Here is a 15,561-nt window from a genome sequence, read left to right on the forward strand (position 1 = left end):
TTAATAGTGAACCAGCCCGCCGTCCACAGCATACTGGCTTCCGGTTACGTAGGACGCATCCTCTGAGAGCAGAAAAAGTGCGACAGCGGCAGCTTCATCAGCTGTACCGGCTCGCCTGAGAGGCACCTGGCTTACCACAAAATCTTCAAACTTTTGCCGCGACTCCCCGGACATGAAGTGTCTAAAATTAGTCTCGATAGGTCCTGGCACCAGCGTGTTGGCGCGAATATTGCGCGCGGCCAGTGAGGCGGCCCAGCTTTTTACCATGGCGACAACGGCGCCTTTTGTTGCACCATATAAGCTCGTCATGGGCGCACCTTCATAGACTGAAGACGATGCGGTGACCAACACTGATGCACCTGGGTTCAACGTGTTGGAAAGTGATGCAAGCTGCAGCATAGGTCCACGAACATTGGCATTCATCATGCGATTAAAGGCGTCGGCCGTAACGGATTCCGGTGCGCCAATTTCTGCGTAACCCGCATTCAGCCACAATCCGTCGAGGTGCCCCCAGCCGCTGACTGCCGTTGCGAGCGCATCAATATCAGCCTCACTTGCAGCATCACTTTTCAGGATCAGTGCAGTGTCCGGCATCAGTTTGCGGGTTTGGGCCAGACGTTCTTCACTCAGCCCCGTGATGGCAACGTGTCCTCCCTCTTTCACAATTCGCAGCGCGCCTGCCAGCCCAATGCCGCTGGTGCCACCCGTTATAAGTACACGTTTACCGTGAAATCTTCCCATAATTACGCCCTTTTGATCCTTATAATCGCCATTTACCTTACGAAAGATAAACATAGTCGTCATCTGTTTAATCGTATAGAAGTGGCATGAATGGATGACCTATCCAGAGCAGATGCACTTTTGGTTCGTTATTTCGTTGTCAGGCGTTTTGAGAATTGTTTCAAAGTCTGCTCTGGCACAGAGCGGACATTTCAGCTTTCCCCTACCCTTGACATCTGAACTTAGCCTTGACACCAGAACACAGTAATTAGCCCAGCGCGCTCATACGGGTCAAACACACCTCATGGCTTCATAACGATGCGCCCAAGCGGTTTCGCTGTCTCGGCGAATTCGTGGGCCGCAGCAGCGCTGGCCAGGGGGAAGATGCGGTCAATGACAATCCTGATGCGCCCTGCTGCTAAAGCCTGCAACATGTCGTCCACACTTGCCCGAACTCCGGGCCTTTCAAAAAGGGGTCCCATGAATACCCCCATGAGTGTCTGGTTAGACTGCATTGGCGGCCACAAGTCGACAGTCAGGCCTCCACCGCCCGCATTACCGACGAAGATGAGACGTCCTTCCGGAGCGAGTGCAGAAAGCGAAGCAGGCAACGTCGTCCCCACCGGATCGATGACGAGGTCAACACCGCTGCCATGGGTGTACTGTCTGACACTGTCCACGACGTTATTCTCTGCACGATCCACGACATGATCGGCACCAAGTTCCAGCAACCGGCTTCTTCGCTGCGTTCCGCTTGCCACGGCGATGACCGTTGCGCCTGCTTGTGAGGCAAGCTGAACGACCGCGAGCCCCACGCCACCAGCTGCTGCCTGAATAAGGACGGTTTCTCCGTGCCGGAGCATGCCTCGAGTGAAAAGGCAATGGTGCGCGGTTCCAAAAGAAATCGGTAAAACCGCCGCTTCTGCCATATCCACCCCATCGGGTATAAGCCAGGTTCGTTCCGCGGGCACAGACCAACGTTCCGCATGTGATCCCTGCATGTGAAAAGCCGCGACTCTGTCCCCAACCGTACGGCTACGGACGTTCGATCCTACTGCAACAACTGTGCCCGCGGCCGCGTAGCCGACGATCCATGAAGGAAGAGGCGGCGGAGTTAAACGGCGGTTGATCAGATCTCCACCTTCTATCGAGATAGCCTCGACAGAAATCAGAACGTCGTCAGGTCCTGCGACCGGATCGGGGATATCGACATATTTCAGGACGCCGGGAGCGCCTTCCACGTCATAAACCGCTGCTTTCATAAATTTTCCTCTGTCTCATCAGTAAATCCTGACCAGCCTGGCAAACCATCCCGATGCGGCATATAGCAATTCAGAAATCTCTCTGCTGCCTCTACAGGCAGCGCGGTCTGCCCTGTTGAATTTTCGACTGGCGGAAAGACCCGTAACGCTTAGGGCAGCCTGGCAATCACCTTAATCTCAAACTGGAATCCGTAAAGCCACGTCACGCCGATCCCGGTCAACGTAGGGTAAGGCGCCTCCCCCCAATATTCTGGCAGGATACTCCAGATAGCGTCGAGGTTTGACTCGGGATCGACGACAAAGAGGGTAACGTCAACCACATCACCGAACGTGCAGCCCGCAGCCGCGAGAACAGCATTAAGGTTATCGAATGCCAGCCTGATCTGCTCTTTAAGATCCTGTTCAGGCAAACCATCCTCCCGGCTACCCACCTGCCCCGAAACGAACAAGAAACCGTTGGATTTGATGGCCGGTGAATAGCGATTGCGCTCATAGAGCGCCTGCCGACCGAAGGGAAAAACTGCTTCGCGTGTTGTCATGTTTGTACCTTTGCAATGGGCGAAATCTGCCCGGTGAACATAAAGACACTTTACAGGTACTGGATCGGGCGGATAAACAGGCGACTTTGTCCATCATTGTTTGTAAAATCCAAACAATCGGTGAGAAAGAGAGGATAAGGAATGGATCGTTTCGATGCGATGCGCGCCTTTGCTCGCGTGGTGGAGGCAGGTAGCTTCACAAAGGCTGCCCAGACGCTTCATATGAGCAAAACCACGGTGACGCAACTTATTCAGCAGTTGGAAGCGCGCCTGCGCGTCAAGTTACTCCATCGCACCACCCGCAAGCTCGGTGTCACTCCCGACGGCGCGGTCTACTACGAGCACGTCATCCGCCTGCTGGCGGACATGGAGGATGCTGAAAACAGCCTCTCCAGTGCGGCGATTACGCCCGGAGGACGATTACGGGTGGATGTGCCCAGTCCGCTGGCCCGCCTTGTGCTGGTGCCAGCGCTACCGGCTTTCCACGCACGCTACCCTGATATCCAGTTCGACATGGGCGTGAGCGACCGGGTGGTGGATCTGATCGGCGACAATGTGGATTGCGTCTTGCGCGGTGGCGAAATCACCGACCAGTCCCTGATCGCACGCCATGTCGGCGATTTGCAAATCGGCGTCTACGCCGCCCCCAGCTATGTGGAACGCCTTGGCGCTCCTGCGCACCCGCGCGATCTGGAAAACACCGACCATCGCATAGTGGGATTCTTGTCTTCACGCACCGGTAAGATTGATCCTCTGGTGCTGCACTGTGAGAGTGAACATATTGAAATCAAAAGCAGCTATGTGCTTGCAGTGGATGATGGCAATGCTTACCTCGAAGCTGGGCTAGCCGGGTTAGGCGTGATTGCGCTGCCAGTCTATATGGCGGCAGCACATCAGGCTTGTGGCTCCTTGACTCCGCTATTTGAACACTGGCGTATTAATCCAATGCCCCTGTACCTGGCGTTTCCGCCGAACCGCCATGTCAACGCCAAACTGCGAGTTTTTATTGATTGGATCGTTGAATTGATGCAGCACCATGTCCCCAATTCTAACAATAAGTAACTACGTCCCAGCCCCTGATTCGCTCATCAGCGTCGATTGGTGGTCATTCTGGTGGTCTTGACTGAAAGGGAATTCAGATGTCGACGTCCGCTCCTGGCACGGAGCAGACAGACCAACTTACTGTCAGGTCTGCTTCGAGCGAGAAGCGGAGGTTGACACTTTTAACCTCACCAAAACTGACTACATAAGGAATGGTTATTCAGTTCTCAACGAATTGTCTTTGAAACAACTCTATTTTTCAATTCAATTTCCAATTTAGATAACTGGTCATTCACCTTTTTAGAAAGAATCTTATAGTCTTCAGTAACCTGCTCTTGGCTCTTGTTTGCAAGGAAAAATAAGGTGCCTGACATCGCTTTCAGCAAGAGAATAGCGCGATCTGTATTGCTGAGATCATTGTTATTAGACCATCGGTCTATGGCTTTCTCTGTCAGACTTAGCAATGGCTCACAGAATAATCCTGAGCCATTGACTACTTTTAATGCTTCTCTTTGTGCTTTAATTCTATTATTAAACTCACTCATTCTTGTCACCAATCATTTTTATTTTTTCTCGCATCCAACACTCAATTAAGTCTAATTGGGATTTGACTTTTTTAATGTCATCAGCATTGAGAATTTCACCAGTACCTCTGGTACAAAGCACTCTGGCCCTTTCGAGTAATTGATAGGTCAAATCACAAACTGGTATGCTGTGAATGCCCAGATTACGCGCGGAATTTCGCGAAAAGTCGGGCCTTACATCGCAATCTAAAGAAAAACATGTCGCAAAATTTCGTATCGACAGAAATATTGAAGATAGATCAAAAATCTCAGTAAGAACAGATGTTTCAATTGAATTTTTAGCGCTGATAAATATCTCCAGGAACTTTTTACAATCAGCCAAGCCTGAATTATAATTACTAGGTTTACCTAAGCTCCGTAAATAATCAATTCTATCGGGTGAATAAATAAGCATGGATTCCAAAAACAGATGCCAAGCGAATGGGTTACCTTCTTTCCAGAGTTCATTTATCCGTTCATACGAGTAAATTGAGTAATCTTTCGGATTAAATCTTTCATCCCGACCACTGACAATAGCCAACATGTCAACGTCTGAAAATGAATCAACTTCCCCGCGACATATCGAACCAAAAGCGTAGATATGCATAATTATCGCCTATTGAACCGTTTAATTATTATGGACATAAAGAAACCAAACATAATTAACCTTACCAAAACGACCATTGTCAGAAAAGATGCTGAATATTGAGGGAGTAACAATGTACCCAGAAGTATTTGTGGGGAAATTGCTAACGCTTCAGAATATGAGTTAACTAGTTTTGGATCCCCATAGTTAAGGACGTGATGTAAAGCTATGATGCACAAAATAATAATGACAGCCCTGCATAATTTAAAAACAGACTCCCCGTTCCCCCAGATAAGATCTAGTGCCTTGAACTCAAACCATTCGCCAAACATTTTTAAACGGTCAAATCCTTTATATTTATTTCGGTAATAAGATTCTTTGGATTTCCATGCTTTATAAAGATGCGCTCCTGTAGCCTGTAGTTCTATTGCTATAGCGTTGTTTGCTGATTTTGAATCACCTATTTGCTGATAATTCAATCGTAATGAACGCGCAAACTTGAGTTTAAGGTTGTCCGGTCCAGGGCACCCATTTTCGAGAATGTCATTATCAATGTAAGATTTATCAAAAGTGGCGTAGTCAAATTTGCAGCCACTAAAGCTTGAACCCATTAAGTTGCAATTTAAAAACCTGCAACCGGTAAAGTCACAATCCTGAAAACTACAGTTTCTGATGTAAGCAGCATCGAAAATACAGTAGCTAAAGTTCACATTTTTGAATTTAATATCTAATGCAACTAATCGTTCAAATAATTTATTAACGAACTTATCCTTGGCTACTACAGAGTCAAATCTTTTGTCTGACAGCTTTTCTCTTCCGCTATCTTTTATCATTTTTTTCTCTATAAGCTAATAGACTAAACATTATGCATTATAGTAGTTTTTTTGGCTGATTTGAAGCCAGGCTGACCTGCAATAGCAACTTCCGCTTTTGGCACAAAGCAGACAATACTTTGATAGCAAGGGCATTCCCGGCAGTTCCCTTGGCCAGGAGCGCTGTGGCTAAGTCTATTGAATTGAGCGGTTGCCTTGGCCAACATCTCAAACCGACCCGCTACCCTATATTCTTGTCCAGGAACGCACGAATCACCGGAATAATTTGCCTGGCGTGGGTTTCGAGCGCGAAGTGCCCGGTGTCATAGAAGCGAATATCCGCCTTGGGCAGATCGCGTTTCCAGGCTTCGGCCCCGTCCGGAAGGAAAAACGGATCGTTCTTTCCCCAAACCGCCAGCAATGGTGGCTGGTACTTGCGGAAGCACGCCTGGAAGGCGGGGTACATTGCTACGTTGGAGGCGTAATCCAAAAGCAGGTCGAGCTGAATGTCCGCATTGCCAGGCCGCGATATCTGGAGCCCTTCCAACGTATAGCCATCTGGCGAAACCGAATCCTTGTCGGTAACCCCTTCCAGGTATTGCCACTTAATCGAGGCCGGTGTCGGAAAGTCATGCAGGGCGTTCCGGTTCTGCTGCGTCGGTTCGCGCCAGTACTTTTGAATAGGTGCCCAGCTATCGCCCAATCCTTCCTCATAGGCGTTGCCGTTCTGAGAAATAATGGCGGTCACCCGCTCAGGATGGGCGACAGCCAGGCGCCATCCCACCGGGGCGCCGTAGTCGTGAACCATAAGCGCGTATGTAGCGAGCTTAAGCTGTTCGGTAAACTGGCCGATGGTCTGCGCCAGCTGGCTGAAGGTGTAGGCGTACTCGCCCCGCGCCGGGGCCGCGGTAAAACCAAAGGCCGGTAAATCCGGCGCGATCACATGATAGCGTTCGGCCAGTTCGGGAATAAGGTCGCGAAACATAAACGATGAGGCTGCGAAGCCGTGAAGCAGCAGTAGCGTGGGTGCGCTGGGGTTGCCTGCCTCGCGGTAGAAAACCTTCACATCACCCACCTGCTCGTAGCGGTAACGAATGGGGCCGATAGCATTGGCGGTATGCGCACCGTCAACAAGCAGAGAAGTCGCGGGTCCGGTAGCTGCAATCGATTTGGAAGAGGTCATGATAGTTCCTTTTGTAACCGTTAAATTTATCATTTGAAGGTTACGTGGTTTTTTGGTAACCTGTCAAATATATTTTATTAGTTACAGGCCAATATGAATCCGACCAGCACGTCTTCCGGCCCGCTCTTTCTGGCGGACAATCTTGCCCTCGATTTCATTAACACTGAGTACGGTGTGGGCGACCAACGTCATGACTGCCTAACCGACGATCAAAGCGTCGCGAGCTGGCTGAAACTGGCGGGCCTTTGGCCCGATGGCGCTAACCAGCCGATCCCCTGTGGCCTGCTGGCTGAAGCCCGCGGGCTTCGCGACTGTGCGCGGGCAGTGGTGAACGCGGCAATGAAAGGCGTTCCAGCCGATTTCACCGCCATCAATCAGGTGCTTGCGGCGGGTTGTCCGGTGAAGAGGCTGGAATGGGATGGCGAAGCGCAGGAATTGCGCATCGGTGTTCACCACCGGGATAGCAGCCCGGCAAGCCTGCTTTGGCCTGTGGCCGATGCTTTGGTACGTCTGGTTACGGGCGATAAATTCGAATTCGTACGCCAATGCGAAGCCCATGGCTGCATTCTGCTCTTCCATGACCTGAGCAAATCGCACCGCCGCCGCTGGTGCAGCATGGCCACTTGCGGCAATAGGATGAAAGTGGCAGCGTTTCGTTCCAGGAAGAAATCTGCATAGGGCTGGTTGCGGCATCCCTGGTCCCGGTTCGCCTTGAAGTTCCCTCTGAATTTAGTGTTACCGCTTAATGAAGTTCGGTTAAAATGCGCCCAATGGATGCTTATCATGAGAAAGACCCTCGATAAAATCTTTCCCGATCGTTAGCGGCCGTGCTAGATTTTTATCACCTCCCAGTGCAGAACTGTAATTTCCAATGTAACGATTTCTCAATGTAGACAGTTTTCTCTTCCGTGTAGTCCCGGCTATGCGCAATATTCTGTTTTTATTGAGAACGTTATTGATGAACAATTTGCTAATAGGATTAGTACGCGCCCTGCACCACCATCGCTGGTTGCGCCTGCTGGGTGGCGCCTTTATTCTTTCTTCTTTAGGTAATGGCCTGACGCAGGTGGTAATTTTCGGCCAAATGTTGCGCTGGCATGCCCCACCGTCCGCCCTGACACTTGCCTACATGCTGGCGACATTACCCGGTTTTTGCGGCAGCCTGCTTGGCGAAAATTTGAGTCGTCGGGTGCCACCGCTACGTTTGTTGATCCTGACTGAGCTATTCGGCATGTGCGCCCTGATATTGCCGGTGCTGGGCCTGCTGCACCACAATATCCCGGCGATGCTGGCCATGCAGTCGGTAGAAGCATTCTTGGGTGGAATGTCATATCCAGCCCTGACGCTTATCTTCAAGCAGGGATTATCCGTACAGGAGCTTCCGGCCGCCACCTGCATGGAAACACTGATTTTTGCAGCGCAGGTTCTGCTGGGAACCGGGCTGGGTGTTCTACTGTTTGATGTGCTTTCCCCGCCGGCATTACTCAGCATTGATGCAGTAAGTTTTGTTGCGGCCACAACGCTATTGGTCTCCACGGCACGCGATACCCACATCAGCCAGATAGTACCGATTGTCGCGCAGAGTAAGGTGGCAATACTCCGCTGGGACGGATTGTCTGTATTGCAAAAGCGCAGCCTGTTATTACTACCGGCATTGGCCGCCGTTGGCTCGCCGGCTATGGCGCTGTTGCCGGCAATGGCACAACAAATCCGCCCCGTGGATACCACCAGTCTGGCATTACCTTTACTGTTCGCCCGCAGCCTCGGACAGTTATGCGGTCCATTAGTGCTCAGTGGCGATAGGCTGAGCCGCTACGCTAAAAGTAACGGCCGCCTGTTGCTGTGTATGGGGATTTTTCTGGCTGCCTATGGCGCGTTTCCTTTCCTGGCTTCACAAAAAGCGGTGGCGTTAGGGCTTATATTCGGTGCGCATCTGGCCTCTAATATTGTGTTTGCTCTAGGCACCTTCAGCATTCTCGCTTATTTCCCGGCAGAACAGGTTTCGGGCGCCAGCGCTAAAGCATGGCGATGGCAAGCTTTAACCTCAGCCCTTGTCGCCGCCATCGCCGCCGTATTGGCATCTGAATGGGATGCGGTCCAGGCTTTGTATACTGTTTGCCTCACTTCTCTGGCCGCTGTCGCACTCATTTTGGTGCGCTATCGTCAATAATCGCCCGGCAAAGAGGCCGCTTAATAAGTGGCGCTAAATACACTGGCGGCATCCCCATTGCGTTCTGCCGCCATCGCTGCGCTGACGATTCAGGCAGGCTGCCACCCCGGGGCGCTCCCTGCCCCGCGTCTCCTTTTATACGACGATATCGGATCAGTCCTCTGCGACCCATACCCGCATCTCCCCTTCGCCGCGGTTGGCCCAGCAAAAATAAGGAATAAACAGCAGGGATTGCTGCCGGCGCCGCGGAGGTACTCCGTCATAATCATAAAGCGTTTGTTGCGAAACATCCACAGGCGGCAGGCCCTCCCCCGGCGCCTGGATCAGGGTTTTCCCCGCCAGCACGCCTTCACCGGGCACTAAGCGAAAATCACTTCCGGCGGACAAACGCAACTGGTGCAGATTATCGCCGTTATCGGCCTGTTCAAGGCAATACACCAGCGGTCCACGCTGCAAAGCAACCTTTCCCAGGTTTTGGCGCACCAGCGGATTGCTGCGGACCCGGCGCACCGGCATCGGCAAAGTCAGTTGAATACTGTCGCCTTCCGACCAGGTACGCGTGAAATAGGCATATCCCCGCCGGGGCGCCATAGCCACCGGTTCGCCGTTCAGCATCGCCTGCGGCGACGGACACCAGCCCGGCAAACGCAGCGCCAGCGTAAAGGATGTCGGCGACGCACAGCTGACGGCGAGAGTAACGGTCTCGTCCCAAGGGTAATTACCGGTTTGCCGCACCGTCAGGGAGCGATCGCCCGCCGGCAGGGTCACCTCGCTGCCGATATAGAGGTTTACAAACAGGGTCTCGTCGTTGCGGGTGTAAATATAATTGCCGAGCGAGCCCAGCAACCGGGCGATATTGGGCGGACAGCAGGCGCAGCCGAACCATTGCTGGCGCACCGGTTTAACGTGATCGTAAATATGGTTGCATTTAATGGCGCCAGGATGGACTTCCAGCGGATTGACGTAGAAAAAATGTTTGCCGTCAAGAGCCATGCCCGCCAGCACGGTATTATACAGCGCTCGCTCCATCACGTCGGCATACTGCCCGTCGGCCTCCATTTGCAGCATGCGCCTGGCAAACATCATCAGGCCGATGGACGCGCAGCTTTCCGTATAAGCGGTGTCGTTGGGCAGATCGTAACCGGAAGTAAACGCCTCGCCATGGCTTTGGGCGCCGATTCCGCCGGTAATGTACATCTGGCGCCGGGTCATGTCGTCCCATAAGCGACGGCAGGCGCGGCGCTTCTCATCATCGCCGCTGACACGCGCCAGATGGGCGACGCCCGCCAGCAGATAAACGAACCTGACCGCATGGCCTACCGCCGTTTCCTGCAGCGCAATGGGTTTATGCGCCTGGCTATACGCCTTGTCTTTCACCATCCAGGCCGTGCCGTAGTTGTGCCAGTGGGAAGTGCGGCCGCGGCGCTCGTATTCAAGGTCATAGAAATGAGGTTCGGTACCGCGCTGCTCAACAAAATAGCGCGCCAGGGCGAGATAGCGCTGATTGGCCGTGACGTCATACAATTCCATCAACGCCAGCTCGATTTCCGGGTGGCCCGGATACCCATGCAACTGCCGGGGACCCGGGCCGAAAACCCCGTCAATATGATCGGCCAGGGCGCACACGACCTCGAGCAGGCGGGTTTTGCCGGTGGCGCGGTAGTAAGCCACGCCGGCTTCAATCATATGTCCGGCGCAATACAGCTCATGGCATTCCGCCAGGTTGGTCCAGCGTTTTTCCGGCGCCTTCACGGTAAAATAGGTATTCAGGTAGCCGTCCGGCTGCTGGGCGGCGGCGATCAGCTCAATGGTTTCATCGGCGGTACGCTCCAGCTGCGGATCCGGCTGCCGGCACAGCATCCAGGCCACCGCCTCCAGCCATTTCGCGACATCGCTGTCCTGGAATACCATTCCGTAAAATTCTCCCTGGCTGCGTCCGGCCGCGAGGCGGAAATTTTCTATGGCATGACTGGGTTCCGCGTCGGCGATACGATCGTTTAGCGCCTCCCACTGGTACGGCAAGACCACATCCCTGACCAGTCGCTGATAATCCAGCCAGAAGGAATCGCTCAGCTTGATATGATGCAGGTCGATTTCGGATGTTTTTTCCATTTTTGATTACCTAATCAATGTTTAATCAATGTTTATGCCAACCGACGGTCCTGAAGATCGCGGGATATACGGGCCATACTGGTATTGTCCAGCCGGCAAAAACGCAACGCTACCGCCAGCAATAAATGGAATATCGTCGGTATCAGGGTTTCCATCATCTGGATACCGTGGAGCGACGCGGGGGTTTGGTGATCGATGCCGGGAGCATAGGCCACCAGAACGAACACCAGGCTGATAATACCGGCGCTGGATGCCCAGGCCAGTTTGATAAAAAACAGATTAAACGCAAAGCTCATGCCGGATGAGCGGATACGCGTTTTCCAGAAGCCATAATCATCGGCAAACGCCATGAGGGAGAAATGCAGCGTCAGGGTAAAACCGAGGATAATGCTGTTGATGAAAATCAGCGCCAGCCATAGGGTGCGGTACGCCTCGCCAATGGGGATAAACCACATCAGGATGCCCAGGACCGCCAGGGTAATATTGGTGTAATAATAGAGTTTTACCGTATCGATGCGCCGTGACAGGCCATTGACGATCATGGCACCAAGAATGGACGCCACGGTGACGGCGGTAAAAAACAGCGAAGCGTAGCCGGCGCTGCCGTGCAGCGCATAGGTAATAAAATACATATAGCCGCCGCCGCGAATATTAAAGACATTTATCAGCAAAAATGACATCAGCAACATCAGCAGCAACTGATCGTTTTGCCGCAGACCCCGCAAATGGTCCCGTAGTGAAAACTTACCCATCACCGCCAGGGGCACCCGTTCACGCACCCAGAAAAAACAGCACAAAAACATCGCCACCGCGATAACGCACAGCACGGCGACGCCGCGTTGATAGCCTTGGGCCGCATGGCCGCGCCCCAGCGCCTCCACCAGCCAGGGCAATCCCACCGAGACCAGGAAACCGGCGACGCCGCACAGCACAAAACGCCAGGCCTGACAGGAAATCACCTCCCGGTGGACACCGGTCATGGTGTTTATCAGCGCGCAATAGGGCACATTGATGGCGGTATAACTCAGGGAGAGCATCAGGTAGGTGACAAAGGCCCAGAGGATTTTTGCATGGATGCCCACATCGGGCACGGTGAACGTCAGGATACCGATAATACCGATGGGCAGCGCGGCCCATAGTTGCCAGGGGCGAAACCGTCCCCAACGGCTTACGGTCCGGTCAGCCACCACGCCCATCAGGGGATCGGAAACGGCATCCACGACGCGCAGCACGATAAACATAATGCCGACCAGCGCCGGGGTGAGTCCGAATATATCCGTATAAAAGAAGGTGAGGAAATTCATCATCAGGCAGGTAATAACGGTACCGCCCGCATCGCCTAAACCGTAACCGATTTTTTCACGCATGGATAAATAGCTGCCGGCGGTTATTGCCGGGGCAACCGTATGGGGAATGGAGGTGGTTGACATTATTTTCTCCTCGCCGATAACGCGTTATTGGCATGCGGAAGGGTTAAGAAGTTAACGCTTCAATGTAATAAGCATTTTTAGGGTTCCACCGGTTAAACGTCGCACACTACCGGGGCCGCAACAAGGTGAGGAAAAGGCAGATAAAGGGTACAATTCCGACATGGATTTAAAATTGTGAAGCAGATCAATAGTGCGTTCATATTACCTGACATGCCCAGTCAGGTTTGCTAAGGTGAGGGAAAACGGCAACCAAGGTAATTTATTATGCTAGAAATATCAGTTAATTACCCCATTAGAATTGAAAATGGCGGCCTTTTTATTTCCCGCGGCCTGGGCCACCACCCCACCCGCGTCCTGGGATCCTATGAATTAATTTTTGTTGAACAGGGGATATTAGCGATTCGAGAGAACCAGCATGATTTTTATGTCAAAGCCGGGGAATCGCTTTTATTATGGCCAGGCCGGGAACATACGGGCATAGGTAATTTTCCCGCGGATTTAAAATTTTACTGGCTGCACTTCGGCATGACGGCCAGTAATGCCGCCAAAGAACAGGCGATTAAATTACCTATACCGCAATACAGTAAAATACGCGATCCACGCCGGTTTGTTACGCTGTTTAGACTGTTTCTCAGCGAGCAGGAAAACCGATCGCCCCCTTCCTCGCTGGAATTAATTCTGCTGCTGCTGTTGCAACAGGTGGCGGACGGCTGGACCGAAAGCACTGAACCGGCGGAACCGGGCATAGCCTTGGCATGGAAAGCGCAACAGCTGATCGGCACCCAGTTCCATCTGCCCCTTACCGCATCCGGGTTGGCGTCTCAACTCTTCTGCAATGCCGACTATCTGGGCCGGGTCTATAAAATGACGTTCCGTATGACCCTTACCGAGGCCATTCACCGGCGGCGCATCGGCAACGCAGAAAAGCTGCTGGTTGCGGACTGCGGCATCATTGCCGATATCGCAAAACGCTGTGGTTTCCAGGATGTGGGATATTTCAGGCGGCTGTTTCGCCGGCTAACCGGTTTGACGCCGCTGGAATATAAAAAGCGTTACTGTAAAGAGCATATTAATTCGGATATCTAGGCGAAGAGGAGAACATCCGGCATTAAAGAGATACGGTGGCGACGCCCTGACATCGCCAACGCAGGCCCTCAATCAACACTCATGACAAAATGGTCTCCGCCTGGAAGTAACAGCCTGAATTTAAGGCTGGAGACAAAAACCGGCTGGGGATGCGCCCGGCTTGATGCACCATTGGCCGCACAAAAGCCGGCCCTGCTTAATCACCCGTTACTGAGCGAATAATACCTTGAGATAATGTGGGCCGCCGTCGCCGGGAAATTTATGTGCAGTATGATATTAATTATCATTACGGTACTCACTGGCTTAATAGGTCATTGTTAAAATGCTACAACAAGTTTACCTAATCGCAATCGGTTTAACGCGAATGGATTCACTTACTGCATATAATTTTGATTAAGTCACAATTTTGCCACTAAAAATTCATGTTAAATGCACTTTAAGCAAAATAAAGAGCCTAAATATTTAACACTTCAATTTAATTACCATGCTAATATTTTTAATATCAGCTATTACTAAAAAATAGCGAAAAGTCAATAAATTATTAGTGGTTGATTTTTATAGGTATTTATTTAATATGTCGATCGCTGTAACATTTGCTTAATTAAACGCGTTGTCTTAATATAAAATTAATACTTTGTTACTATTATCCTCGCAGCAATTAAGTCAAATATTGATGGCTTCACACTTAATTCTTGGTTGCGAGAAGGTATCAGTTGTTAACTTTCATGAAAATAAATGGCATCTCATCTATTTGGTTGGTCATACAACTAATGTATGACAGACGAGCTCTCCGGCTAGTTAATAGTGAATAATTGCCCGGTGATACCAGGCTATTTTTAGCAGCAATCAGGAAAAGAGAGTCGAATATGACCGAATGTGTGATGTTATGCGTTGGATTGTTATTCTTTAGTGCTTGTTTTATATAAATAATAATATCAATACTCTAATTATAGTTAACGGTGATTGTCAGGATGAAAAAATGAACGCCAAAGAAATTCGCCAATATATCTTCGATCTTAATTTTTCCTATTTACTTCTGGCGCAACGCTTGATTAATCAGGATAAAGCCGCCGCAATGTTCCGCCTGGGTATTGATGAAGACATGGCCGATACGCTGAAAAAGCTGATGCCATCACAAATGACGAAACTGTCGGAAGCCAGTCAACTCTTATGCCTGTTTCGCTTTGATGACCATCAGACCATCAGATTGCTGACCCAAGAGTCGCGGATTGACGAATTGCAGCAACTTCATACGGGTATTGTTTTGTCGACTGTGTTAGCAAAACGTACAAGCGCAAAAATAGTGCCTTTACCTAACCCAAGGGGGTGACCATGACCTATAAAAGCATCATTCAGGAAGCAAAAGATATCCAAATGGCCATGGAACTGATCACCCTGGGGGCCCGTCTCCAGATGCTGGAATGTGAAACACAGATCAGCCGCCCCAAATTAATCAAACTCTATAAGGAATTGCGCGGCAGCCCTCCGCCGAAAGGGATGCTGCCGTTCTCTACCGACTGGTATATGATATGGGAGCAGAATATCCACTCCTCTATGTTTTATAATATCTTCCGGGCATTAAAGAAAAACGGCGAATCCAGCGATATAGCGATAATTATCCAGGCTTATCACCTCTATCTGGAGCAGTGCCCGCCGCAGGTGGACGAGTTACCGCTGCTGACCATGACCCGCGCCTGGACCCTGGTACGCTTTGTCAATAGCGGCATGCTGCAATTAACGCCCTGTAGCCATTGTCAGGGCCATTTTGTCACTTATGCCCATCATCCGGTTTATGGGTTTGTCTGCAGCTTATGCCAGCCGCCGTCGCGGGCCATAAAAAGACGTAAAATTATGCCCGAATCAGAAATGCCAGCGATAACGCCACAATATGCGTACTAATTAATGCCCCCTGTTTATCACGCTGGCTGAAAGGCATGAAACGGACTGTTGAAATCGGCACATTATGAGTGGCATACGCGCCCAGGCTAAGAGCGCCGGACAGGTTTTTTTTCGCCAGGACATCCGTCTCGCCACATTGCCGTTATGACGCCACAGCG

Annotated in this window: 15 protein-coding genes; 6 read left to right on the forward strand and 9 right to left on the reverse strand. The window is 51.2% G+C overall.

From position 1 onward, the window contains the following. The 3 genes from ACL2XQ_RS19920 to ACL2XQ_RS19930 form a co-directional block, all read right to left on the reverse strand. Nucleotides 1-741, reverse strand: a complete 741-nt coding sequence (locus tag ACL2XQ_RS19920) for an SDR family oxidoreductase (RefSeq protein ID WP_413740536.1) — start codon at nucleotides 739-741, stop codon at nucleotides 1-3. 281 nt (nucleotides 742-1,022) lie between these two features. After that, on the reverse strand, nucleotides 1,023-1,982 hold the full coding sequence (locus ACL2XQ_RS19925; RefSeq protein ID WP_413727411.1) for a quinone oxidoreductase family protein: 960 nt from the start codon (nucleotides 1,980-1,982) through the stop codon (nucleotides 1,023-1,025). Between the two features lie 149 nt (nucleotides 1,983-2,131). Next, nucleotides 2,132-2,521 (reverse strand): RidA family protein, encoded by a 390-nt coding sequence (locus tag ACL2XQ_RS19930; protein ID WP_413721223.1) that lies wholly within the window; start codon nucleotides 2,519-2,521, stop codon nucleotides 2,132-2,134. Between the two features lie 141 nt (nucleotides 2,522-2,662). On the opposite strand from ACL2XQ_RS19930, the gene ACL2XQ_RS19935 reads away from it, so the two are divergent. Next, a complete protein-coding gene (locus ACL2XQ_RS19935; RefSeq protein WP_413721224.1) occupies nucleotides 2,663-3,583 on the forward strand; it encodes a LysR substrate-binding domain-containing protein in 921 nt (306 codons plus the stop codon). A gap of 206 nt (nucleotides 3,584-3,789) precedes the next feature. Here ACL2XQ_RS19935 and ACL2XQ_RS19940 read toward each other — a convergent pair whose 3' ends face one another. The 4 genes from ACL2XQ_RS19940 to ACL2XQ_RS19955 all read right to left on the reverse strand — a co-directional run bounded on the left by ACL2XQ_RS19940 (nucleotide 3,790) and on the right by ACL2XQ_RS19955 (nucleotide 6,706). After that, nucleotides 3,790-4,107, reverse strand: coding sequence for a hypothetical protein (locus tag ACL2XQ_RS19940; protein ID WP_413739603.1), 318 nt, complete (start codon nucleotides 4,105-4,107; stop codon nucleotides 3,790-3,792). After that, complete coding sequence (locus tag ACL2XQ_RS19945) at nucleotides 4,100-4,732, reverse strand: nucleotidyltransferase (protein WP_413739604.1); 633 nt, start codon at nucleotides 4,730-4,732, stop codon at nucleotides 4,100-4,102. The genes ACL2XQ_RS19940 and ACL2XQ_RS19945 overlap by 8 nt, the downstream gene beginning before the upstream one ends. Before the next feature lie 2 nt (nucleotides 4,733-4,734). Further along, nucleotides 4,735-5,544: a pentapeptide repeat-containing protein gene (locus tag ACL2XQ_RS19950; RefSeq protein ID WP_413739605.1), complete on the reverse strand. Its 810-nt coding sequence runs from the start codon at nucleotides 5,542-5,544 to the stop codon at nucleotides 4,735-4,737. A 220-nt stretch (nucleotides 5,545-5,764) separates the two neighbouring features. After that, nucleotides 5,765-6,706 (reverse strand): alpha/beta fold hydrolase, encoded by a 942-nt coding sequence (locus ACL2XQ_RS19955; RefSeq protein WP_413739606.1) that lies wholly within the window; start codon nucleotides 6,704-6,706, stop codon nucleotides 5,765-5,767. 93 nt (nucleotides 6,707-6,799) lie between these two features. Between ACL2XQ_RS19955 and ACL2XQ_RS19960 the strand changes: the two genes are divergently transcribed. Next, nucleotides 6,800-7,384, forward strand: a complete 585-nt coding sequence (locus ACL2XQ_RS19960; RefSeq protein WP_413739607.1) for a CGNR zinc finger domain-containing protein — start codon at nucleotides 6,800-6,802, stop codon at nucleotides 7,382-7,384. 244 nt (nucleotides 7,385-7,628) lie between these two features. Next, on the forward strand, nucleotides 7,629-8,876 hold the full coding sequence (locus tag ACL2XQ_RS19965) for an MFS transporter (RefSeq protein WP_413739608.1): 1,248 nt from the start codon (nucleotides 7,629-7,631) through the stop codon (nucleotides 8,874-8,876). A gap of 153 nt (nucleotides 8,877-9,029) precedes the next feature. Here ACL2XQ_RS19965 and ACL2XQ_RS19970 read toward each other — a convergent pair whose 3' ends face one another. Both ACL2XQ_RS19970 and ACL2XQ_RS19975 read right to left on the reverse strand, forming a co-directional pair. Then, nucleotides 9,030-10,988 carry a glycoside hydrolase family 127 protein gene (locus ACL2XQ_RS19970; protein WP_413739609.1) on the reverse strand — a complete coding sequence of 653 codons (1,959 nt, stop codon included), beginning with the start codon at nucleotides 10,986-10,988 and terminating at the stop codon, nucleotides 9,030-9,032. 32 nt (nucleotides 10,989-11,020) lie between these two features. Next, entirely contained in the window at nucleotides 11,021-12,418 is a 1,398-nt protein-coding gene (locus tag ACL2XQ_RS19975) for an MFS transporter (RefSeq protein ID WP_413739610.1), read from the reverse strand. A 264-nt stretch (nucleotides 12,419-12,682) separates the two neighbouring features. Between ACL2XQ_RS19975 and ACL2XQ_RS19980 the strand changes: the two genes are divergently transcribed. The 3 genes from ACL2XQ_RS19980 (at nucleotide 12,683) to flhC (ending at nucleotide 15,403) form a co-directional block, all read left to right on the forward strand. Further along, on the forward strand, nucleotides 12,683-13,504 hold the full coding sequence (locus ACL2XQ_RS19980) for an AraC family transcriptional regulator (RefSeq protein WP_410013938.1): 822 nt from the start codon (nucleotides 12,683-12,685) through the stop codon (nucleotides 13,502-13,504). Nucleotides 13,505-14,483: 979 nt separating this feature from the next. Beyond that, nucleotides 14,484-14,834: a flagellar transcriptional regulator FlhD gene (gene flhD, locus ACL2XQ_RS19985; RefSeq protein ID WP_413729624.1), complete on the forward strand. Its 351-nt coding sequence runs from the start codon at nucleotides 14,484-14,486 to the stop codon at nucleotides 14,832-14,834. Between the two features lie 2 nt (nucleotides 14,835-14,836). Next, complete coding sequence (flhC, locus tag ACL2XQ_RS19990; protein ID WP_413721230.1) at nucleotides 14,837-15,403, forward strand: flagellar transcriptional regulator FlhC; 567 nt, start codon at nucleotides 14,837-14,839, stop codon at nucleotides 15,401-15,403. The last annotated feature ends 158 nt before the right edge of the window (nucleotides 15,404-15,561 follow it).

The sequence above is a fragment of the Sodalis sp. RH14 genome, assembly GCF_047324285.1.
Lineage (GTDB): Bacteria > Pseudomonadota > Gammaproteobacteria > Enterobacterales > Enterobacteriaceae > Acerihabitans.

Excerpts from the sequence above, each read along its gene's own strand:
- ACL2XQ_RS19970 (WP_413739609.1), bottom strand. The coding sequence starts at position 10,988 with ATGGAAAAAACATCCGAAATCGACCTGCATCATATCAAGCTGAGCGAT.
- ACL2XQ_RS19930 (WP_413721223.1), bottom strand. The coding sequence starts at position 2,521 with ATGACAACACGCGAAGCAGTTTTTCCCTTCGGTCGGCAGGCGCTCTAT.
- ACL2XQ_RS19960 (WP_413739607.1), top strand. The coding sequence starts at position 6,800 with ATGAATCCGACCAGCACGTCTTCCGGCCCGCTCTTTCTGGCGGACAAT.
- ACL2XQ_RS19925 (WP_413727411.1), bottom strand. The coding sequence starts at position 1,982 with ATGAAAGCAGCGGTTTATGACGTGGAAGGCGCTCCCGGCGTCCTGAAA.
- ACL2XQ_RS19975 (WP_413739610.1), bottom strand. The coding sequence starts at position 12,418 with ATGTCAACCACCTCCATTCCCCATACGGTTGCCCCGGCAATAACCGCC.
- ACL2XQ_RS19950 (WP_413739605.1), bottom strand. The coding sequence starts at position 5,544 with ATGATAAAAGATAGCGGAAGAGAAAAGCTGTCAGACAAAAGATTTGAC.
- ACL2XQ_RS19940 (WP_413739603.1), bottom strand. The coding sequence starts at position 4,107 with ATGAGTGAGTTTAATAATAGAATTAAAGCACAAAGAGAAGCATTAAAA.
- ACL2XQ_RS19965 (WP_413739608.1), top strand. The coding sequence starts at position 7,629 with ATGCGCAATATTCTGTTTTTATTGAGAACGTTATTGATGAACAATTTG.
- flhC (WP_413721230.1), top strand. The coding sequence starts at position 14,837 with ATGACCTATAAAAGCATCATTCAGGAAGCAAAAGATATCCAAATGGCC.
- ACL2XQ_RS19920 (WP_413740536.1), bottom strand. The coding sequence starts at position 741 with ATGGGAAGATTTCACGGTAAACGTGTACTTATAACGGGTGGCACCAGC.
- ACL2XQ_RS19935 (WP_413721224.1), top strand. The coding sequence starts at position 2,663 with ATGGATCGTTTCGATGCGATGCGCGCCTTTGCTCGCGTGGTGGAGGCA.
- ACL2XQ_RS19980 (WP_410013938.1), top strand. The coding sequence starts at position 12,683 with ATGCTAGAAATATCAGTTAATTACCCCATTAGAATTGAAAATGGCGGC.
- ACL2XQ_RS19955 (WP_413739606.1), bottom strand. The coding sequence starts at position 6,706 with ATGACCTCTTCCAAATCGATTGCAGCTACCGGACCCGCGACTTCTCTG.
- flhD (WP_413729624.1), top strand. The coding sequence starts at position 14,484 with ATGAACGCCAAAGAAATTCGCCAATATATCTTCGATCTTAATTTTTCC.
- ACL2XQ_RS19945 (WP_413739604.1), bottom strand. The coding sequence starts at position 4,732 with ATGCATATCTACGCTTTTGGTTCGATATGTCGCGGGGAAGTTGATTCA.